General features: G+C 61.0%; 13 protein-coding genes. 1 reads left to right on the plus strand and 12 read right to left on the minus strand.

Features of this window, described 5'->3' with window-relative positions:
• Positions 1 to 23 precede the first annotated feature (23 nt).
• From addA to HCG46_RS13410, 12 genes are all read right to left on the minus strand, one after another.
• Entirely contained in the window at positions 24 to 3,530 is a 3,507-nt protein-coding gene (addA, locus tag HCG46_RS13355) for a double-strand break repair helicase AddA (RefSeq protein ID WP_209009455.1), read from the minus strand.
• On the minus strand, positions 3,527 to 6,673 hold the full coding sequence (gene addB / locus HCG46_RS13360) for a double-strand break repair protein AddB (protein WP_168686493.1): 3,147 nt from the start codon (positions 6,671 to 6,673) through the stop codon (positions 3,527 to 3,529). The genes addA and addB overlap by 4 nt, the downstream gene beginning before the upstream one ends.
• A gap of 2 nt (positions 6,674 to 6,675) precedes the next feature.
• Positions 6,676 to 7,410 (minus strand): nucleotidyltransferase family protein, encoded by a 735-nt coding sequence (locus tag HCG46_RS13365; protein ID WP_031268670.1) that lies wholly within the window; start codon positions 7,408 to 7,410, stop codon positions 6,676 to 6,678.
• A gap of 39 nt (positions 7,411 to 7,449) precedes the next feature.
• A complete protein-coding gene (gene tsaE / locus HCG46_RS13370; RefSeq protein ID WP_168686494.1) occupies positions 7,450 to 8,976 on the minus strand; it encodes a tRNA (adenosine(37)-N6)-threonylcarbamoyltransferase complex ATPase subunit type 1 TsaE in 1,527 nt (508 codons plus the stop codon).
• A gap of 8 nt (positions 8,977 to 8,984) precedes the next feature.
• Complete coding sequence (locus HCG46_RS13375; RefSeq protein WP_022998976.1) at positions 8,985 to 11,429, minus strand: PAS domain-containing sensor histidine kinase; 2,445 nt, start codon at positions 11,427 to 11,429, stop codon at positions 8,985 to 8,987.
• 312 nt (positions 11,430 to 11,741) lie between these two features.
• A complete protein-coding gene (gene ahcY, locus HCG46_RS13380; RefSeq protein WP_022998977.1) occupies positions 11,742 to 13,130 on the minus strand; it encodes an adenosylhomocysteinase in 1,389 nt (462 codons plus the stop codon).
• A 205-nt stretch (positions 13,131 to 13,335) separates the two neighbouring features.
• Positions 13,336 to 14,643, minus strand: a complete 1,308-nt coding sequence (locus tag HCG46_RS13385; RefSeq protein ID WP_205838490.1) for a cyclopropane-fatty-acyl-phospholipid synthase family protein — start codon at positions 14,641 to 14,643, stop codon at positions 13,336 to 13,338.
• A 105-nt stretch (positions 14,644 to 14,748) separates the two neighbouring features.
• The gene (locus tag HCG46_RS13390) at positions 14,749 to 15,033 is read right to left on the minus strand and encodes an HPr family phosphocarrier protein (RefSeq protein WP_022998979.1); all 285 of its coding nucleotides are present in this window, start codon (positions 15,031 to 15,033) and stop codon (positions 14,749 to 14,751) included.
• Positions 15,034 to 15,040: 7 nt separating this feature from the next.
• Positions 15,041 to 15,445 carry a PTS sugar transporter subunit IIA gene (locus tag HCG46_RS13395; protein WP_022998980.1) on the minus strand — a complete coding sequence of 135 codons (405 nt, stop codon included), beginning with the start codon at positions 15,443 to 15,445 and terminating at the stop codon, positions 15,041 to 15,043.
• Between the two features lie 136 nt (positions 15,446 to 15,581).
• Positions 15,582 to 16,049: an aldolase gene (locus HCG46_RS13400; RefSeq protein ID WP_075281671.1), complete on the minus strand. Its 468-nt coding sequence runs from the start codon at positions 16,047 to 16,049 to the stop codon at positions 15,582 to 15,584.
• Positions 16,046 to 17,863 (minus strand): sensor histidine kinase, encoded by a 1,818-nt coding sequence (locus tag HCG46_RS13405; protein ID WP_168686495.1) that lies wholly within the window; start codon positions 17,861 to 17,863, stop codon positions 16,046 to 16,048. Before HCG46_RS13405 ends, HCG46_RS13400 begins: the two co-directional genes overlap by 4 nt.
• Before the next feature lie 103 nt (positions 17,864 to 17,966).
• Positions 17,967 to 18,665, minus strand: a complete 699-nt coding sequence (locus HCG46_RS13410) for a response regulator transcription factor (RefSeq protein WP_031268674.1) — start codon at positions 18,663 to 18,665, stop codon at positions 17,967 to 17,969.
• A 501-nt stretch (positions 18,666 to 19,166) separates the two neighbouring features.
• On the opposite strand from HCG46_RS13410, the gene HCG46_RS13415 reads away from it, so the two are divergent.
• Positions 19,167 to 20,777: a phosphoenolpyruvate carboxykinase gene (locus HCG46_RS13415; protein ID WP_168686496.1), complete on the plus strand. Its 1,611-nt coding sequence runs from the start codon at positions 19,167 to 19,169 to the stop codon at positions 20,775 to 20,777.
• Positions 20,778 to 20,927: the final 150 nt, after the last annotated feature.

Raw genomic sequence — 20,927 nt, forward strand, 5'->3', positions numbered from 1 at the left:
CGTAGGAAGCCGAGGGCCTGCCGTCAAGCCGATGTGCCGTCAGGACGCAGTCCGGCGAAGGTTTCTTCCAGCACCTTTTCGGGGATTTCCATCAGGCTCGGCACCGCGGTCCACAGAAGCTGGGCGGAAATCTCCCTGTCCGGATAAATCTGCTTCAGCATTTCCCTGTAAACACAAAGCTGTGCGCGGTACTCGAGCGGGATTTCGGCAACTGATGCCGGCGGATGGAAATTGGTCTTGTAATCCACAATCACCACCCGGTTATCCTCAACCACCAGCCGGTCGATCTGTCCGGATATCTCGACTTCCGTACCGTCGCTTGCCCGAATCGTCCCGACCAGCGGAACTTCGGCGCGGGCATGACCGCAAAACAACGTCTCGAATTCCGGCATCTCGAGAATCGCAGCCACTTCACGCAGAAGGTGAGGCATGCGCTCGGCAAATTCCGGCTTGAGCGCCTGCTTGAGGTAGGCTTCCGACGCTGTCATGCGGGCGTCTTCAGCCAAGTCCGGCGACAGCTCCAGAAGCCGGTGGATCAGTCGACCGCGCTCCAGGGGCCAAGACGCAAGATCCCTGCCCGCCTGCAAGCGAGACACCGCAGGCACCGGTTCGATGCCTTCCTTTTCCTCCATCGCCTCGAATGCCCGTGAGGGCTGAAGGCGTTTCTTCCTGGCAAGCGGACGGACGGGACTGGAGAGCCAGTCCGGCAACGGCGGTTCTTCGCTGCGCGGCTCTGCGGAGGTATGCGGCGCCGCGCCTGCCTCGGGCTCGGCGATGACGCCGTCCTTCTGCCAGCGCCAGGCGGAGACGGATCCATCCGTCGCTGTCAGTTCACGCGCCTCAGGCTTCAACGCCCGCGAGACCATCGAATACCAGCAGTTCTCGTGGGCACCGCGTTTCGGTTCCCAGCCGCAGACGATCAGCCGGTCTTCGGCGCGGGTCAGAGCCACGTACAACAGGCGCCGGTATTCTTCCTCCTGCGCGTCCCGCAGGGCTTCCACCGCCGCGTCGTGCCAGGGCGTCCGGTCCGCCTTGGGCGGCAGCCAGACCAGAGCCGGTGGCAGAAGATCGTTTTCCAGACGCTTGCGCGGCAGGAAGGCCGGATCGTGGATTGCGCTGACAGGGGCTGCCCCCGGATCGACCAGAACGACGATCCGCGCTTCCAGCCCCTTGGAACCATGCACGGTCATGATGCGGACCATACCTTTGGTATTGGTCAACTCACGCTTGATCTCGGTCGGTGCCGCTGCCATCCAGGCAAGGAACCCTTCCAGGCCCGGCGTGCCGGATTGCTCATAGGCAATGGTGAGCGCCAGGAACTCGTCCAGAACGTCATCGACTTCCACGCCGAGGCGAGCGCGAAATGCTTTCCGGCCACCATCAGCCCCCAGCAGCCGGGCATAGAATTCGTAAGGCGGCACGAAGTCGGCGCGTGCGCGCCAGTCTTCCAGCCTTGCGCGCACGGCCTTCCATTTGTCCGAACTGTCCGACCGTTTCACCAGCATCTGCCACAGCGTTCCGGGGCGCACCTTTTCCGGCGTTTCCCGGGCAACCTCCAGCAGGTCGTCGTCCGTCAGGTCGAACAGCGGGCTCTTCAGCACGCAGGCAAGCGACAGGTCGTCTTCCGGCAGCAACAGGAACCTGCCGAGAGCGGCAAGATCCTGAACAGCGATATGGTCCGTCAGAACAAGGCGGTCACTGCCGGCAGCCGGGATGTCCAGCTCCTTCAGTTCCCGGTTGAGCGCTTCGACAAAAGGCCCGCGCTTGCGCACGAGGATCATCACGTCGCCGGGATTTGCCGTGCCATCGCGCATCCATTGGGCGATCTCTGCCGCGATGCGCCTGGCCACCTTCAGCATCGGGCTGCCTGAACCGACGTGGTCGATCGGCTGGCGCCAGTCGTCCGGCTCCTCGATCTCCGCCTCGGCCTCCAGTGGCCACAGATCAACGATCCCCGGATCGCGGCGGATGGCTTCATGGACCGGCGCTTTCACGTCCTGCGACAGGCCTTTGTGGGCGCTTTCGTCGTGAAACACCTTGTCGACCGCTCCAAGAACATCCGGCGTGGAGCGGAAGGAGAGCTGTAGATTGACGGAATGAAACTCAAGCTCGGCCGCCTCGGCCTTTCCGGAAAAGGCCCGGCGCATGGCATCGAAATAGGCCGGAACAGCGCCCTGGAACGAATAGATCGACTGTTTTTCGTCGCCCACCGCAAACAGCGTGCGGACCCGGTCTCTTGCACCAGTCCCGGCGAAGAACTCGGAGGCAAGCGAAGTCACCACTTCCCATTGGCGCGGGCTGGTGTCCTGGGCCTCGTCAACGAGGATATGATCAAGCCCCTGGTCGAGCTTGTATTGCACCCAGAGTGCGGCGTCCGACTTCTGCAGCAGTGTTGCCGTCTTGACCACCAGATCCTCGAAATCGAGATACCCGCGGGCGGTCTTGGCGCGCTCATAATGACCGATCACCGCGTCGGCGAGACGCAGCAGGGCTGTGGTTCCCTCATAGGTCGCCACCTTCCGGCGCTGGTCCAGCAGCTCCAGCAGGCGATGTTGTTCCGCCTCCAGCGCCTCGAGCATCTGGGGGAACGTTTCAGCGACCTTCTTGGTGGCGAGCGACTTTCGCGGCTCAAGCTTGGCTGTCAGGAAAATCGCCTGCCAGGCCTCGCGGAAAGCGGTTATGTCCGTGAGCCTCGCGGCGGCAACCAGATCGTCCGCACGCGCCTGATCGGTCTTGGTGCCGGTTCGCAGTGCCTCGGCATAGGCAAGACAGGTGTTCAGATCAAACGGGCATGCGGACCGAAACTGCTCGTCGAAATCCGCGAGCCTCAGAGCCGGGTCGGTTTCCAGAAGATCGGCAAGCTCGGCAAGCGCGGTTTCCAGATCGCCGGCATCAACCGTCCAGCGGCGGAAGGCGTCGCGGCTCTGGATCAACTCGTCCAGCGCCTTCTGGGCGCCGCCGTCGCTCATCAGATCAATGACAGATGCCAGCGCCCTGCCAAAGGCGCTTTCCGGCTCGGTTTCGGCAACATGAAGCACGGTCGCGCGCGAGGCCGCCATGAGTTCCGCCGCCACCCGGTCGTCGAGTACGGCAAAATGGCCCGCGACGTTTGCTTCCAGCGGAAACTGGTGCAGCAGGGATTCGCAGAAACCGTGAATGGTCTGGATCTTCAACCCGCCCGGTGTTTCCAGTGCCCGGGCAAAGAGGCGACGCGCCATCGCCAGGCGCGCGGCATCTGGTTTGCGGCCTTCAATATCCTGCAATTCGGCCGCGAGCGCGGCATCATCCTTGGTGACCCATTCGCCGAGAATCTTGAAAACGCGGGTCGCCATTTCGGCAGCGGCGGCCTTGGTGAAGGTCAGCGCAAGAATACGAGAGGGATCGGTGCCATCCAGCAGCAGCCGCACCACCCTGCGGGACAGAACGAAGGTCTTGCCCGATCCGGCATTGGCACTCACCCAGGCCGAGGCCCGTGGGCGGGAGGCAAGGTCCTGCCGTTGCCTGGTCACTTCAGGGATCTGAAAGCTCACGACGCCTCCTCCGATCCAAGCGCCCATTCCTGCGTTCTGGCAAGATGATCATAGTCACCGCCCATCTGCCGTTCGCGCATGACGCGGGCACGGGACAGGTAACCAATGTCTTCTCTGACATAGTGGGCGATCAATTGTTCCAGTCGCGTCCAGGCGTCTTCCACCAGATCTTCCAGCGGCGTGTCCTTCGGGTTTCGCGGCGCTTCGATCACCGGTTCGCTGCCGCCTTTCAGCTGCAGATACAATAGCTCGGATATGGGCGCGTCAGCTGGCACATCCTTGAACCCGAACCGCCGGACCATCGCGGCCTCCAGCGGCAATTGCGGCGACAGGAGCGCGTCGACCTGCTTTTGCGAGGGCACCTGCCCTGTCTTGTAATCGACCACGGACAGCCCGCCGCCACTCAGAAGGTCGATCCGGTCTGCCCGGCCGCGCAGGCGGAAATCGAAGCCGGGCAACTTCAATTCCACACCGCCCCCGATTTCCAGGAACCGCTGACTGACGTGTTGTGACCGCCTCGCTTCGTAGGCAACGAAGCCAGCCGCAATTTTCTGGAAACGCGGCCACCAGAGCGCCCGGATCGCCGGAAACGCATCAAGAGGCTCAAACAGCTCCTCGCCGATCTCTGTCAGGGCCTTTACGGCACTGTCGTCGAATGCGCCGGTCCAGGTCAGCAGGAAATCTGCCAGCGCATCGTGAATGAGGTTGCCCTTGTCGGCCGCACCGGGTTCGCCGCCGATCGGGTCGACCGGCTGCAGCTCGAGCACATGACGGGCAAAGATCGCGTAGGGATCGCGGATCAGGCGTTCGATTTCGGTGATGGAGAGCGATTTCGGGCGCGCTGCCAAGGGCGGACGAGGGTGAGGCCGGGACGCGGGCCGCACCGCACCTTCCGGCCGGTCGAGCTGTGCTGCAAGGGCGGAATATACCGCCCCTTGCGCTTCCAGTTTCTTCGTCAGGTCAGGCCCGGCAAGCGTGGTCAGGCGCTGCAGCCAGCGCGATGCGACAGTGGGAGCGCCGTCGGAGCGTGCGGCACGCGACAGAAGGACCCGCCGTGCACCCATGCCTTGCGCAAAGTCATGTGCGGCCGCACCGAGCCGGCGTTCCGGGGGTTCCAGCCCCATGTCGCGCTTCATCGGCCGGTTCAGCCACGGATCATTGCGCGTGCGTTGAGGCCACACGCCCTCATTGAGGCCACCCAGGATCGCAAAATCAAAGGCCTGAAGCCGTGCTTCCATGGGACCGAGGATCTGCACCCGCTGGTCGCCCGGCAGCCTGCGCCGTACGGCCTGACCGGACATCAGCGCAGGCAGTACCGACGGCCATTCGCCGGCGGGAATTTCCAGTCCGCTGGAGCTTGCTTCCAGAAGACCGGTCAGGAACTGGGCCAGCGCCTCGCCCGCCTCACCGGTGTAAAGTTCGGCCACCGAACCTTCGTGATCGATCGAGATCGCCTCGATCACATCGACATGCCGCCGTGCGAGGTCGGTCAGAAGGATCGTGCCGCCTTCTGCGGCAAGTTCTTCCAGCGGTTTCAGTGCGTTCGCCAGCCGGTCGACAAGGTTCGCAATCACATCCCAGTCTTCGTCGTGGATCTTTTTCCAGCGTGGCGTATGTGCCTTGCCCGCATCTTCCCGGCTCGCCTCGACAGCCAGCCGCAAACCTGCCGTTCCCGGCCGGGCGCGCGGTCCGCGAACCACGCCACGCTCCAGCGCGCGGGCGGCAGACCGGATGTCCTTCACCGGCAGGCCCAACCGTGTCAGCGGATGCTTCAGAAGCGCCAGAAGATCAATAGGCTCGCAGCCACCAAGGGCGAGTTTTGCTGCCAGGATTGCCAGGATCGCCGGTGCGGTCTGGTCGAGCGGGCGGCCGGCACTGTCGTCCACCTGGATGTTCCAGCGGGCAAGCTCTGCCGCAACCCGGCGCGTCAACATACGGTCCGGCGAAATGAGGGCCGCACTTTCCTGCCGCTCGATCGCTTCGCGCAAGGCAATCGCGACGCTCAAGGCTTCATCCGCCTCGTTGCGGGCAGTCATGATCGAGACACCATCCAATGCCTCCGCCCTGTCCGTTTCGGGACGGGCGTCCAGATAGGCTGTCCAGCCATCGGAGGTATCGGCGGGACGCAAAGCTTCGGAGACAAGTTCCTCACGCAGCAGGAGCCCACGGTCCGGGTCCGGCCCGAGTGTTGCAACCTCTTCCCGCCCGGCACCCAGCCGATCAAGCAACTGCTTCAGAGAATACTGCGGATGTGAAGGCAGGGTTGCCGCGTCTTTCTGCATCACACCCTTGCGGGTCGAGGCCTTGCCCGTCTTTTCTCCCAATACGGCCCAGGAGCGGCTGTCCAGATAGCGGTCCAGCCCAGGCAGCACGACGACACCGGATTCAAGCCGGGAGACAACCTTCAGCAATTCGGCGGTGGCCGGAACCGAGCCGGTGACACCCGCAACAATGACCGGGCCACGAGGAGGTGTCCGTTCCAGGCGCTCGGCCTCGCGCCGGATAAGGGCCGAGCGGCGTGCCTTCGGGTCCATCATTTTCAGTTCGGCCAGATGCGCGGGCCAGGCCTCCCGCACGATCTGCAGGAAATCGAGCGTGATCTGCCAGTACCGGGCGTGGTCCTCCGGCACCAGACCGGACAGTTCCGTCCAGTCGGCTTCTTCCGTTTCAACCTCGTCCATCAGCGTCAGCAGGTCTGCCGCCAACCAGGCTGCATCGGCCGTCGACGCCGGAAGGCCGAGAGGTTCGTCGGACCTGAGACTGAGCGCTTCCCGGCGCAGCATGCCCTTCCAGGCCTTTACCAGCCGCGTCATCGCAAGATGACGTTCCAGAAGGGGCATTGCCGGCGGCAGAGGTTCCAGATCCGCATTGGCGGTCAGGCTCTGCGCATCCTCGTCGGCATCGCCCACCGGGCGGATGGCAGGCAGGAGAACCGGCCGGCCACCAAACCGCTGCTGGAAAAGCTCCGGCAGCAGGCGTGCGGCGCGGCGTGTCGGCAGATACAGCGTGACCGACGGCAGCAGCAGTGGATCGTCCAGCGGGCGAAAGCCGGGGATCAAGCTCCCGTCGACCAGTGTGTCGACCAGCGTTTTCAGGAAAGGGACGGACGGCGGGACAGACCAGAGGCGCGCGCTGCGGGCCATCCTCAGGCGGCACTCTCGCGAACGGCATATTCGGCGGCACGGATGGCCTCCGGGGTACCGATATGCAGCCACAGGCCTTCCATCTGAACGCCGTAGAGACGTCCGGCTTCAATCGCCCTGTCGAAAAGCCTGTTCATGGAGAACGGCCCGTCCGGGGCATCTTCGAACAGGCGTGGGTGCAAAATGGTTGCACCTGCATAGGCAAAGGGCGTCACGCCCTTTTCCTGCCGCCGGGTCAACGCGCCGTCCTTTGCCATGTCGAAATCACCACGGCCGGAATAGCCGACCGCTTTCACGGTTTCGGCAACCAGAAGCAGGGCGTCCATGCGGCTCTCGTCCCAGGCTTCGATCATGTGTTCCAGGTTGGGTTTGACGCCTTCGATCCAGTAGCAGGTGTCGGCATTGAGCTGAAAGAACGGCTCTTCGCCCAATAGCGGCAGCGCTTTCTTGATACCGCCCCCGGTTTCCAGAAGCTGATCGCGTTCGTCGGAAATCAGGATTTCCATATCAGGGCGGCGACGGACATGAACCTCCACCAGATCGGCAAGGTAGTGCACGTTGACCACACAGGTCTTCACGCCGGCTGCTGCGAGCCGGTCCATGCCATGGTCGATCAGGGCCTGACCGTTGACCTCGATCAGGGGCTTGGGCGTCGTTGCCGTCAGCGGGCGCATGCGCTTGCCGAGGCCTGCGGCCAGGATCATGGCTTTGGAAGGGCGAAACCGCTTGTCTGTCATCATCTGTCTCAAATGTGCGACCGGTTGAACGCGGCGCGTTCAGTGCCGGTAGCGTGCGTACCAGTCTTTCAAATCCGACAGGAACGGCCTGTCAAGCACCCGGTCGAGATAGCCTAGCATGCGCGGCAAATGGCTCAAGTAAGCCGGCTTACCATCGCGCTCGGCCAGACGGACGAAGATGCCGAGGATCTTGGAGATCCGCTGCGCCGCCATGACCGCATAGGCTTTCGAAAAACCAACTTCATCGAACTCTGCGGACTGCATTTTTCTTGCCGAGAGATAAGCATCGTAGAGCGCCGTTTCCAGAGCTTCGTCCATGTCCGTGCGGGCGTCCAGCAGCAGGGATGCAACATCATAGGCAACCGGGCCATAGACTGTGTCCTGGAAATCGATCAGGCCGATCCTGTCGGTTCCTTCAGCACCCGCCTGCCAAAGGAGGTTCGGCGAATGAAAATCGCGCAGCACCCAACCTGTCTGGGCCTCGCTTATGTCTTCAAGTGCCTCGCGCCATAACCGTTCGAATTCCGAGCGCGTGCTCTCGCCGGCCGGCTTTCCGGACACCTTCGGGACATACCAGTCCAGAAACAGCGCCGCTTCGGCAACAAGCGCGTCCGCTGAGAAGTCGGGGACCTGATACAGCCCACCATCGGCGAGCGAGACCGTTTTTGGCCAGGCCTCACCATGCATCTTCGCCAGGACATCGACGGCGGCAAAATATCTTTCGCGCACCGGTTTGCCGTCTACCACGATGGTATCCCGGCCAAGATCGGACGAGAGGATCAGTCCGTTTTCCAGGTCGCTCGCCATAAGATCGGGCGCGCGAAGACCATGGTTCCTGAGTTCCGTTCCCACCGCGACAATCGCCCGGCAGTCGCGCGCCAGATGCACCTTTTCCATGTAGGCGCGGACAGCTTCCGGCACCGCGTCCCCCTGGAAAGGCCAGCGCATCAGAACAGCTGTCGAAGACCCTGTTGCAACCGTCTCGAACGTTCGCAGGGAGGCATCGCCTGCCAGGAAACGGCGCTCGGCATCCGGAAGACCAGCGGTCCCCAGAAAGGACCGCGTTGCCAGCGATTGCCCGATCCGGTTCTGCCAGTGCGGGGCGTCCGAATAGAGGCTGAACCGGCGATGGTCATCGCTGTCAGTCGGCTGGGTGATCTGGATCCAGAGGGCATTGCCGGGCAGCAGCTCGTTCGCCTTCTCCGGCCATTCGATCAGCGCGGCTCCCGTTTCCAGAAGGTCATCCAGCCCGAGCTCTTCCAGTTCTTCGGGCTCTTCAAGCCGGTAAAGATCGAAGTGGGACAGGTCGAAACGCGGCAAATCGTAGGTCTGCACGAGCGTGAAGGTCGGGCTCGGCACTTCCAGCTCCGGCTCACCGGCAAAGGCCCGGATCAGCGCCCTGGTGAACGTGGACTTCCCGGCGCCCAGATCACCCGACAGGCAAATGACATCGCCGGGCTTCAGGACCATCGCGATGTCGTTGGCAAGTCGCCGCGTGCCGTGTTCGTCGGTAATTTCGATTGTCTGAAAGGCGCCCGACAGGGCTTGCAGCTGGTGGTCTGCCATCCGGCGTCCTACTCGGCCGCCGCCTGGTCCGCCAGTTCGGGCCGTGCGGGGAAAACGCAGGTCACCGTCGTGCCCTTGCCTTCGGCGGACTGAATGTCGACCGTGCCGCCATGCAGTTCGACAAAGCTCTTGACGATGGCAAGGCCGAGACCTGCGCCCTGACGGCGCGATCCTGTGTCATGCCCGACAAAGCGGTTGAACACCTGGGTGAGGATTTCAGCTGGAATGCCATAGCCATGATCCTGAACGACGAAGGTCACCTTGTCGTCTTCGCGGCTGCAGCTGACATCGACCACGCCGTCGGGCTCGGAATAGCGCACGGCATTGGAGATGAGATTGAACAGGACCTGACGCAGGCGTTTTTCGTCGGCAACCATCATGCCGACATCACCCGGCACATGGGTCCGCAGGTTGATGCGTGCTTCGGCGATCCGGTCCTTCAGCCCTTCGACGGCGGCCGCAACGGTCGGCGCGACGTCGACTTCACCCAGGTCCAGTTCCATGATGCCGGCATCCAACGTTGCCAGATCCAGAATGTCGTTGATGATGGCAAGCAACGCCGACGAGGACGACTGGATGTAGTCCGCATATTCACTCTGCTTGTCGGAGAGCTCTCCGAATTTCGGATCTGCCAGCAATTGGGCGAAGCCGATGATGTTGGTCAGCGGCGAGCGCAGCTCGTAGGAAACATGCTGGATGAAGGCGTTCTTGATCTGGTCTGCCTGTTCCAGTGCCTCGTTCTTTTCCAGAAGCGCCCGCTCGACGTTGACGCTGTCCGTTACGTCGACAAAGGTCACCAGCGTACCGCCGTCGGGCAGCGGAACAGTGGCATAGTCGACGACATCGCCGTTGTGGCGTTCCAGACGGCTGACCTTCTGGGTGCGGTTGTCGAGAAGTCCCGTTACATTGCCGGCAAGCTGTTCCCAGGCATCGCGCTCGGTTTCATTGAGCGTGCAGGCGGAGACGACTTCCTTGACGTGCGGCAGTTCGGAAAGCTGATCCTCTTCCAGACCCCAGATGCGACCGAAAGCCGGGTTCCAAAGGCGCAGGCGCCCGTCTGACCCGAACACGGCAACGGCTTCCGACAGATTGTCGAGGGTTTCCCCCTGGACACGGGTCAGCGCGTTGTAGCGGCTTTCCAGATCGAGCTGCTCGGTGACGTTTTCATAGATATAGGTGACGCCGCCTTGCGGGTGCGGATTGGCAATGACGCGCAGGGTGCGGCCATCGGGAAGATGCCACCAGCTTTCGCGAGCTTCCAGAGACTGGTAGCTCTCCATCATCTTGTTGCGCCAGACGCGATAGTCCGCCTGTTCCGGGATCTTGCGCGCCGCGCGCAAGGCATCCAGAACCGCGCTGTCTTCCGGCCGGCTTTCCAGGAAAGCGGGATCGAGATCCCACAACTGGCGGAAGGCCGCGTTGTAGAATTGTAGCTTGCGATCGGCGCTGTAGATGGCAACCGCAGCTGCCAGCTGGTCCAGCGTGCGGCCGTGGAAGTCCTCGGCGCGGCCGAGTTCCTTCTGGGCCTGTTCCAGTTCGCTGATGTCCACGGCAATGCCGGCTCCGCCGACATTGGCATTGACATCGGTCACTTCGAACACCCGGCGTTCACCGGAGGCAACGATGGGAATACGTGCGTTGAAACAGCCGTCTTCGTTACGCTGGACGGCCATGGCGGTGCGCGCAGCAGCGTCGAGGAAGGTTGCCCCTTCCTTGATCGCAAGATCGGCGTCGGTCATGTCGACCGCTTCTGCATAGGCCTGGTTGGCCCAGATGAGATTTCCTTCCGCATCGCGCTGCCAGGCCGGTGCCGGCATGGCGTCCAGCAGCGCGTGCAGCATATGCAGTTCGCCCGAGATCTTGGCATTGCGGGCAGCAAGTTCCGCCTGCATCTGACGTTCGCCGGTCAGATCGCGCAGACGCAGGACCACAGCACCGCCGGTGGTGCGCCCCAGCGCTTCCACATAGGTTCCGGTGCGGGTCTTCAAGGTGGTGGTGAAGGCTTCGCCGGTACGGAACAGCATGTCCAGATGACGTTCCAGGTCGCCGGCGCATTTTGCCGTCAGCCAGCTGCCGAAGGCAAGCAGTTGCGCCGGGGGCCGCGGCACGCCAGATTTTTCGGGAAGGATGCCCCAGATCTGCGGCATGGCGCCGTTACCGGTCCAGACGATGACGCGTTGCTCGTCGGTATTGAGCATCGCCTCCAGGCGGTCGACCCGGAATTTGAGATCGCTCTTTTCCTTTTCCAGCGCGTCGGTCAGCAATCCGGATTGTTTGCGATGACGCACAAGAGCGACAGATGCGGTGACGGCAAAGGCGCACATTCCGCCTAACGCACCAAAAAGAATCATGTTATCGGGGGAAATGGCGGCAGTCGTGTCGGCGAGCATGTCGGCTGCCGCTGAACCGCAAGACAGGCTCCAGCCTGCCAGCGCCGTTCCGCCGAGCTTCACCGATTTCAGACTCCAATCTCGCCACGCCGCGCGTGGCCGCGCGTCGTTCCTGCCGCTTATCGGCATATTGTGATCCCCTTGTGCCGCCTTGCCCTGTTCTTGCGGGCCGCAGCTCCCGGTTTCTGGGAGCAAATCAAAGACATCCGCCTCGTGGCCTTTGATTCGCCTAAACCATAACCTTTTTGAGAATCACGCAGAAGAGTCCGTTATTGAAAAGTTAACAGGACCCTTAAAATTAAAGGGTCCTGCATTTTTTTGTTCACAGACCCGAATCGAGGCGATCACCACATCTAGTGGGCCACCTCGCCGGAATCAGTATTTGTAGTGTTCCGACTTGAACGGACCAGCCTTATTAATCCCCAGATATTGAGATTGCTCGTCCGACAATTCGGTTAACGTGACGCCCAGCTTCTCCAGGTGAAGGCGGGCAACCTTCTCATCCAGATGCTTCGGCAGCACGTAGACTTCGTTCTTGTACTGATCGCCCTTGGTGAAGAGTTCGATCTGCGCCAGAACCTGGTTGGTAAAGCTTGCGGACATCACGAAGCTCGGGTGGCCGGTAGCATTGCCGAGGTTCACCAGACGGCCCTGCGAGAGCAGGATCATGCGCTTGCCATCCGGGAACACATACATGTCGACCTGGTCCTTGACCGGGCGGCACTTGGTGTTCTTGAGGGCAGCAACCTGGATCTCGTTGTCGAAGTGGCCGATGTTACAGACGATCGCCATGTCCTTCATGCCACGCATGTGGTCGAAGGTGATGATGTCCTTGTTGCCGGTCGCGGTGACGTAGATATCGCCTTCCGGAAGAGCCTGCTCGATGGTCTTGACCTCGAAACCGTCCATGGAAGCCTGCAGGGCGCAGATCGGGTCGATTTCGGTGACGATCACGCGGGCACCGGCACCAGCCAGGGACTGAGCGGAACCTTTGCCGACGTCGCCGTAACCACAGACAACGGCAACCTTGCCGGACATCATCACGTCGGTGCCGCGGCGGATACCGTCGACCAGGGACTCACGGCAGCCATAACGGTTGTCGAACTTGGACTTGGTGACGCTGTCGTTGACGTTGATCGCCGGGAACGGCAGGTCGCCCTTCTTCTGCATTTCATAAAGACGCAGAACGCCAGTGGTGGTTTCTTCCGAAACGCCCTGGATCAGCTCTTTCTGCTTGGTGAACCAGCCCGGGTTGGCGGCCATGCGCTTCTTGATCTGCGCGAACAGGCACACTTCCTCGTCCGACTTCGGGTTATCGATCAGACCGGTTTCACCGGCTTCGACCCGTGCACCGAGCAGGATGTAGAGCGTGGCGTCGCCGCCATCGTCCAGGATCATGTTCGCACCTTCGGGGAAGTCGAAGATCTTGTCGGCATAATCCCAGTATTCTTCCAGGGTTTCGCCCTTGGTTGCGAAAACCGGAATGCCTGCAGCTGCAATCGCAGCGGCTGCCTGATCCTGCGTGGAATAGATGTTGCAGGACGCCCAACGGACTTCCGCACCCAGTGCAACCAGCGTTTCGATCAGAACGGCGGTCTGAATGGTCATGTGCAGGGAACCGGCAATGCGGGCGCCCTTGAGCGGCTTGGAGTCACCGAATTCGGCGCGGCAGGCCATCAGGCCCGGCATTTCGTGTTCGGCGATCTCGATTTCGGTGCGGCCCCAGTCTGCGAGCCCGATGTCTTTAACGATGTAGTCGGTCATGAATAAGTCCTGCTGTTTTGAGCCAGCTTCAGGCGCAAGGCCCCTTGAGTGTCGCCGCCATCTCGTGAACCAGTGCCAAAACGGCACCAGGGGCGGGCGACAGCCGAAATCCGGAAGGCTCCGGAAATCGTTGGAAGGGGTTATAGCGTCAGCAGGGTCATCACGCAATAAAGATATAAAGAATTCTTTATATCATATGTCCCAATCACGTCCGGTAGAGATCCGCGCGTGACGGCGGCATGCCTGACGGCCCCTTGGTGCGACGCGTCGCGACCGTCTGGAAGATGCCAATGGAGCCGCGTTCGAAGCCAAGCGAGACGCCAATGAGATAGGCCAGCCACAGACGATATTTGTGCTCGCCTATTTCCGCGACAGCCGCGTCCTTTACCTTCATCAGGTTTTCCGCCCACAGCCGTGTCGTGCGGGCATAGTGCTCGCGCCAGGCTTCCACGTCGTGAACCTCAAAGCCGTGCGCTTCCAGATTGGTCAGCGTCCAGCCAATGTGGTCGACCTCCCCTCCCGGGAAGATGTAGCGTACCAGCGCCTGGTATTCCGGCTTCTTGCGGCGGAACGCCTTCAGATCCTTTTTTCCGCGGCGGGTGATCGCATGGTGCAGGTAGACACCCCGCGGTTTCAGCAGGCGGTGCACGCTCTGGAAGTAATTGTCGTAATTGTCCAGCCCGACCGCCTCGAACATGCCGATGGATGAGATCTTGTCGAACTTGCCGTCCATGTCGCGATAGTCGATCAGCTTGACCGAGACCTTGTCTTCAAGGCCACGCGCCTTGATCCGCTCCTCGGCAAGCTTCAGCTGTTCTTCCGCCAGTGTGACCCCAACGGCTGTCACGCCATAATGTTCGGCGGCGTGGCAAATCAGGGCGCCCCAGCCGCAACCGATATCGAGCATCCGGTCGCCCGGCTTCAGCCGCAACTTGCGGCAGATCATGTCGAGCTTGTCTTTCTGCGCCGTTGCCAGATCGTTCGACCAGTCGGAGAAATAGGCGCAGGTGTAGACCATCTCCGGGTCGAGAAAGAGCCGATAGAAGTCGTTGGAAACGTCGTAATGGAACGCGATGTCGTCCTTGCGGCTGCCGGAGCTTCGGTCCGCTGACTGACCGGCATCAAGCCCGTCCGGGTTGGCTTCAGCCTTGCGGCCAGAGCCGCGCCAAAGCGAAAATCCGGTTTTCAGAAGCAGGGTCTTGTTGAGGCGCTTGCGAATTTCCCGGCTTTTGAGTGTCGGCCGCTTTTCGGCAAAGTCGAAAATGCTGCCACCGCGCGGGTCGACGTCGCCATTTGCATAGAGATCGATCAGCGTCTTGATGCCGGGACGGCGAAGAAGACGCGTCAGCGCCGTTTCGGAAAGCGCAAGCCGCAGACCGTCCGCCGGCGCATCGGCAGGTACCCGGGATCCGTCCCAGAGTTCGAACGCGAATTGAAGTTCCAACGCCTCATGGACATGTATAAGTGCAGTGCGCGCGGCGGAAATCAGTCGGTCCTGAGTGTGGCTCGCCATGTCGGCCCCCGGTTCGGTTTGGAAGGGTGTGGCCGATGCCCGGAATTCACTCGATCGACCGCAGCAGGAATGTGCACCGCAAGGTGGCGGCACGAAATGTCAAAATCAATCTTCTTCGCCAAAGCCGCTTTCGACGAGTTCGGCAATCGCCGCCATGGCGTCTCCTGCATCAGAGCCGGTGACGCTGACAGTGATAAAGCAACCCGGGCTGGCAGCGAGCATCATGAGACCCATGATCGACGTTCCGCCGACGGTCTGGCCGTCCTTGGAAACCTGGACATCTGCGTCAAACGTCTCCACCAGCTTCACCAGCTTTGCGGAAGCCCTGGCATGCAGGCCACGGCGGTTGACGATTGTCAGGTCTTTTTCCAACACGGTCTGCGCTGTCATTGTTGTTTTAGTTCTGTCCCGACAGCACCTGGCTGGCAACCGAGATGTATTTCTGGCCGGCCTGACGGGCTTCGTCGACAGCATCGGCCAGTTCGCGATCTGCGCGCACGCTGGCAAGCTTGATCAGCATCGGCAGATTGACACCGGCCACCACTTCAACGGATTTGCTGTCCATCACGGAAATTGCGAGGTTGGAAGGTGTGCCACCGAACATGTCCGTCAGAAGCACCACACCCTTGCCGGAATTGGCAGCTTCAACAGCGGCCAGAATGTCCTGGCGCCGCTGTTCCATGTCGTCATCCGGACCAATGGAGATGGTTTCAACCTGTTCCTGTGGACCGACAACATGTTCCAGCGCCGCTTTGAATTCCTCAGCAAGGCGCCCGTGCGTAACAAGTACAAGTCCGATCATGCGTCAGTTAGCCTGATTATCGAGTGCGTTAAGCTCAGGATCCCAAAAGAGATCCGGAAAGAGCCGGGCGTTTATCAGTCTGATGCACTCTCTTCAACCGCTTCGTCAGTTGCAAGCAAAAAACGCCCCTGCTGCCTCAAATATAATCCGGTCCTTTGGGGAAAAGGTGCCGTAACGCCCAACGGATCAGGCGCAGGCTGTGCTCAGGGTCGTTTTGCGGGCACATAACCACCGGCAAATGCACGCCTTCCAGGCAGGTTGTCGCAAGAGCCTGCTCCGGCATCCTCTCGATGGCGTCGGCTTGCTTCAGTTCGACCAACAGATGCACTTGCGCATGCGGCAGAAAACGCGTTTCGACAACACCGAAGCCGCGTACTTCCATGCGGCCTTCTATCGTCCGCGGCGCATGCGCCTCGAGCCGTCCATCGGCTGCAGCAACATGCGTGTAGTCGTCAGCCACCAGAAGGCCGAGATTGCCTTTGGCCCGTGCCGCCTCGATGAGAATATCCGAAAGGGTTGTCTTGCCACTTCCGGCACCACCCCGGATCAGAAGGCCGGCAGTGCCCACCACCACGCAGTTGGCATGAACCGCCGGAGGCGTCACTTGCTCCGCCCTGCCGGCAGATAGATGGTGAAACGAGCACCTGCAATCTTCTGCTTGCCGTCCCGACCGGGCACCAGCCGGTTGGTGGCAACTATGGTCCCGCCATGGGCTTCGATGATCTGCCGGGAGATCGACAGACCCAGACCGGAATTGTTGCCGAAGCCTTCGCCTTCCGGCCTGTCGGTATAGAAGCGTTCAAAAATGCGCTCGGTGTTTTCAGCACGGATGCCGGGACCGTCATCATCCACGATGATCTTGATCATCCGGCCGTCCCGGCTGAGATCCACCCGAACCGTTCCGTCGGCGGGCGAAAAGGACCTGGCGTTGTCCAGAAGGTTGCTGACGACCTGTCCGAGGCGAATATCATGGCCTTGCATCTGATAAGGCTTGCTGCCCTGAGCATCTGCAACGGCCAGCTTGACACTTGCCTCTTCCGCTCCGGACCGCTGGTTGGCGGCATCGGCCATGTTGCGCAGCAGTTCGGCCAGGTCGATCGGCTCGGCCTGGATGCGGGCCAGTTCCGCATCAAGGCGGGAAGCATCGGAGATGTCGCTGATCAGACGATCGAGGCGGCGCACGTCATGCTGGATCACTTCCATCAACCGGTCCTGCGAATTCTTGGACTTGGCCAGCGGCAGGGTTTCCACGGCGCTGCGCAGCGATGTCAGCGGGTTCTTCAATTCGTGCGCGACATCGGCGGCAAACTGCTCGATCGCATCGATCTTGTTGTAGAGCGCGTGGGTCATTTCCCGGAACGAACGCGCCAGATGGCCGATCTCGTCCTGCCGATCCGAAAAGTCCGGTATCTCCTCACGAGAGGTCGAGCCTCGCCGCACCCGATCCGCGGCAGCCGCCAGGCGCCTGACCGGACCGGCAATCGTCCCGGCCAGAAGGATCGACAGAAGGATAGTCACTGTGGCGGCAAACAGGAACACGCGAATGATGGCGATACGTTCGGCCCGCACGATGGCGTCGATGTCACCGCCCTGTGTCGACAGGAGCAAGGCCCCAAGGACCGCGCGGAACCGCTGGATCGGCACGGCAACGGAAACGATCAGCTCGCCCCGTTGCGAGATCCGCGTCACGCTGGCCGGGGATCCGGCAAGCGCCGCCTCCACTTCCGGATAGGCGCGGCCATCGCCGCCGCCTACGTCCTGATAGATCGGCAGGTCACCCTGGCGCAGCCAGCGCTTGACCCATTGCCAGGTCGAATCCCAGAAGCCTTCCTCCTCCGCCGTCGGAGGCGGCAGGTCGAAGCGCAGGATCTGGGCGCTGGTATAAAGGTGGCGGCTGTCGAGGATGAGAATGCCTTCCGGATCATAGATCCGCGCCCGAGTCTTGGTCGGCGAAATCAGGCGGCGCAGCACGGGACCGACCCGTTCCGGGTTGATCGGAAAGTCGAGACTGTCGAGATCTTCCTGGGTCGGGGTAATGCTCTCGCCTGCCTGCAACTGCAACAGGCGTTCGGGGTCGACGGTGATCGTGCCCGTATCGACGGTGGCGGAAGCGGCAATGGCGCCAGCAATGATTTCGCCCTGGGTCAGAAGGCTCTGCACCCGTGCATCGATCAGGCCCGCGCGAAACTGGTTGAGGTACAGAATACCGATCACCAGTGCCAGCAGACCCACAAGGTTGATGGCGATGATCCGCCGCGTCAGCGACGAGAGAACATACGTTCCGAAGATACGGCCCAACTGGCTGAGCAGACGGCGACGGATGCGCTTGTTGCCAAGTCGGCGCAGACGGGAGCGATCCGAACCGTTCTGAGGTTCAGAGGCACCAATCTCTTCCGCGCTCTCGCTTTCCACCGCCATTCGGGCTCACATTAGATCAAAGGCTGTTCAATCGAAACCGACTGAACAGCCAAAAGCAGATCGTTTCCAGGTTTTACCGGGACAGCCGCTCTACCGGTCCGTTTCAGACTTCCCGGAAACGATACCCGACGCCGTAGAGGGTTTCGATCATGTCGAAGTCGTCATCAACAACCTTGAACTTCTTGCGCAGCCGCTTGATGTGGCTATCGATGGTGCGGTCATCCACATAGACCTGATCGTCATAGGCCGCGTCCATGAGCGCGTTACGGCTCTTGACGACACCGGGCCGCTGCGCGAGCGCGGACAGGATCAGGAATTCGGTCACGGTCAGCGTGACGGGTTTGCCGTTCCAGGTGCAGGTGTGACGCTCCTGGTCCATCACAAGCTGGCCACGTTCCAGCAGTTTGTCGGCATCGTCGCGCGGCGTGGATGCGTCACGCGGTTGCGCCCGGCGCAGCACCGCGCGCACACGCTCGACCAGAAGCCGCTGCGAAAAGGGTTTGCGGATGAAATCGTCGGCGCCCATCTTCAGGCCGAAGAGTTCGTCGATCTCGTCATCCTTGGAGGTCAGGAAGATTACCGGCAGATCGGAGTTCTGGCGCAGGCGGCGCAGCAGTTCCATGCCGTCCATACGTGGCATCTTGATATCGAAAATCGCGAGTTCCGGCGGGTCGCTCTGCAGGCCGTCGAGCGCCGATGTACCGTCGGTGTAGGTTTGAACGCGATAGCCTTCCGCTTCCAATGCGATAGAGACCGAAGTCAAAATGTTGCGGTCGTCATCGACCAGGGCAATTGTCGGCATGCTTTGTTTTTCCATTTCCGGCAACGCACCGATGGCGCGCATCGGCATTAATGTAACACACAGCCTTTGGCCTGCTAAATGCGCATAAATTAAGGCAATCCGCCTCCGGATATGCTTGCATGACACAAAGACCGCCCAGCCGGCTGCATTGGTGGGGATCACTGTAAAAGATTTCAAGAGACCAACTTAACGTCAAGTCTCGTACATTGGTGGCAGGGCTCAGTCGAGTCTCTACTACAAGTGCGAAATGAACGCACTTTCTTTCGATTCAATCAACATTTCGAACATTCCGAAAGTTTCGAATTTTAGTTCGACGTCCAAATTAATCATTGGCAATTTAATGGTGATTTTTAATCGATTAAACAATTACATAGCACCTTTGGTAGTCTTGCTGCCGTTTAGTCATTCCACTACGTTCGCAGCCCTCACAGCCAGATTTAGCTTTTCTTAACTTTCTCCGGCCGTGACAAAACTAGCCCCCATCACGAGGACTGCGGGAACATGCAAGAAGTAGGTGTCAGGAATCCCTCAATTGGTTGCGAAACTTTCGGCTTCAAAGGCCTGAAAGCGCTCTATTGGAACCAGAACGAGCCTGCTCTTTATGAATATTCCCTCTCCCGCGGCGAAGCGCAGCTAGCTGCCGGCGGCGCGATTGTTGCCGAAACCGGTGTTCACACCGGCCGTTCGCCGAAAGACAAGTTCGTGGTTCTGGACGACGAGACCCGCGACACAGTGTGGTGGGACAACAACTCCCAGATGTCGAAAGCCAATTTCGACCTGCTGCTGTCCGATTTCCTTGCCCACGCCGAGGGCATGGAGCTGTTCGCACAGGACCTTTACGGCGGCGCTGACAAGACCCATCGCCTGCCGGTGCGCGTCTATACGGAATATGCCTGGCATTCGCTGTTCATCCGCAACCTCCTTCTCCGGCCCGAGACTTCCGAGCTGGAAGGTTTTGCTCCGGACATGACAATCATCGATCTGCCGAGCTTCAAAGCGGATCCGGAACGCTACGGCTGCCGGACAGAAACCGTGATCGCCTGCGACCTGACCCGCAAGATCGTTCTGATCGGCGGAACCTCCTATGCAGGCGAAATGAAGAAGTCCGTCTTCACCATGCTGAACCACCTGCTGCCGGCAAAGGGCGTCATGTCCATGCACTGCTCGGCGAACTTGGGCGATGGAGGCGATACCGCAGTGTTCTTTGGCCTGTCCGGCACCGGCAAGACCACGCTCTCCGCCGACCCGTCCCGCACGCTGATCGGCGACGACGAGCACGGCTGGGGTGAAAGCGGCGTCTTCAACTTCGAAGGCGGCTGCTACGCCAAGACCATCAAGCTTTCCGCGGAAGCCGAGCCGGAGATCTACTCCACCACCCAGCGCTTCGGCACGGTTCTGGAAAATGTGGTTCTGGACGAGAACCGGGTGCCGGATTTCGACGACGGTTCGAAAACCGAAAACACCCGCGCTGCCTATCCAATCCACTTCATTTCCAATGCCAGCGACACCGGTTGCGCGCCAATGCCGAAGACCATCATCATGCTGACGGCCGATGCCTTCGGCGTGATGCCGCCGATCGCGCGTCTGACACCAGCCCAGGCAATGTATCACTTCCTGTCCGGGTACACCGCCAAGGTGGCCGGCACCGAAAAGGGTGTTACCGAGCCGCAGGCAACCTTCTCGACCTGCTTCGGCGCGCCGTTCCTGCCGAGGCATCCGTCCGAATACGGCAACCTGTTGAAGGACCTCATTGCCAAGCACAATGTGGATTGCTGGCTGGTCAACACCGGCTGGACCGGCGGTGCATACGGTACCGGGCAGCGCATGCCGATCAAGGCAACCCGCACGCTGCTCACTTCCGCACTGAACGGCAGCCTGAAAGACGCCGAGTTCCGCACCGATGCGAACTTCGGCTTCGATGTGCCGGTTTCCGTCGAAGGTGTCGACGATACGATCCTGACCCCGCGCGAAACCTGGACGGACAAGGATGCCTATGACGTTCAGGCCGCCAAGCTGGTGCAAATGTTCGTCAAGAACTTCGCGACCTTTGAAGCCCATGTCGACGGTGCCGTGCTGAATGCCGCTCCCGCCGTGCGTATGGCTGCCGAATAAGCCCGAAAATAATACCCCGCAAAACCTGAACGGCTCCTCCCCCTCGAGGAGCCGTTTTTTCGTGGGTAGACAACGCTCTTGCGCTTCCCGATCACGACGTCCCGCCGGATGGATGATCGCTGAGAAAGTCCGGCGGCGGCGCGAGGAGCA

It is taken from the genome of Labrenzia sp. PO1, from assembly GCF_012273635.1.
Taxonomy (GTDB): Bacteria; Pseudomonadota; Alphaproteobacteria; order Rhizobiales; family Stappiaceae; genus Roseibium; species Roseibium algicola.

Excerpts from the sequence above, each read along its gene's own strand:
- addB (WP_168686493.1), bottom strand. The coding sequence starts at position 6,673 with ATGGCCCGCAGCGCGCGCCTCTGGTCTGTCCCGCCGTCCGTCCCTTTC.
- HCG46_RS13410 (WP_031268674.1), bottom strand. The coding sequence starts at position 18,665 with ATGCCGACAATTGCCCTGGTCGATGACGACCGCAACATTTTGACTTCG.
- ahcY (WP_022998977.1), bottom strand. The coding sequence starts at position 13,130 with ATGACCGACTACATCGTTAAAGACATCGGGCTCGCAGACTGGGGCCGC.
- HCG46_RS13415 (WP_168686496.1), top strand. The coding sequence starts at position 19,167 with ATGCAAGAAGTAGGTGTCAGGAATCCCTCAATTGGTTGCGAAACTTTC.
- HCG46_RS13365 (WP_031268670.1), bottom strand. The coding sequence starts at position 7,410 with ATGACAGACAAGCGGTTTCGCCCTTCCAAAGCCATGATCCTGGCCGCA.
- HCG46_RS13395 (WP_022998980.1), bottom strand. The coding sequence starts at position 15,445 with ATGATCGGACTTGTACTTGTTACGCACGGGCGCCTTGCTGAGGAATTC.
- HCG46_RS13390 (WP_022998979.1), bottom strand. The coding sequence starts at position 15,033 with ATGACAGCGCAGACCGTGTTGGAAAAAGACCTGACAATCGTCAACCGC.
- HCG46_RS13405 (WP_168686495.1), bottom strand. The coding sequence starts at position 17,863 with ATGGCGGTGGAAAGCGAGAGCGCGGAAGAGATTGGTGCCTCTGAACCT.
- tsaE (WP_168686494.1), bottom strand. The coding sequence starts at position 8,976 with ATGGCAGACCACCAGCTGCAAGCCCTGTCGGGCGCCTTTCAGACAATC.
- HCG46_RS13385 (WP_205838490.1), bottom strand. The coding sequence starts at position 14,643 with ATGGCGAGCCACACTCAGGACCGACTGATTTCCGCCGCGCGCACTGCA.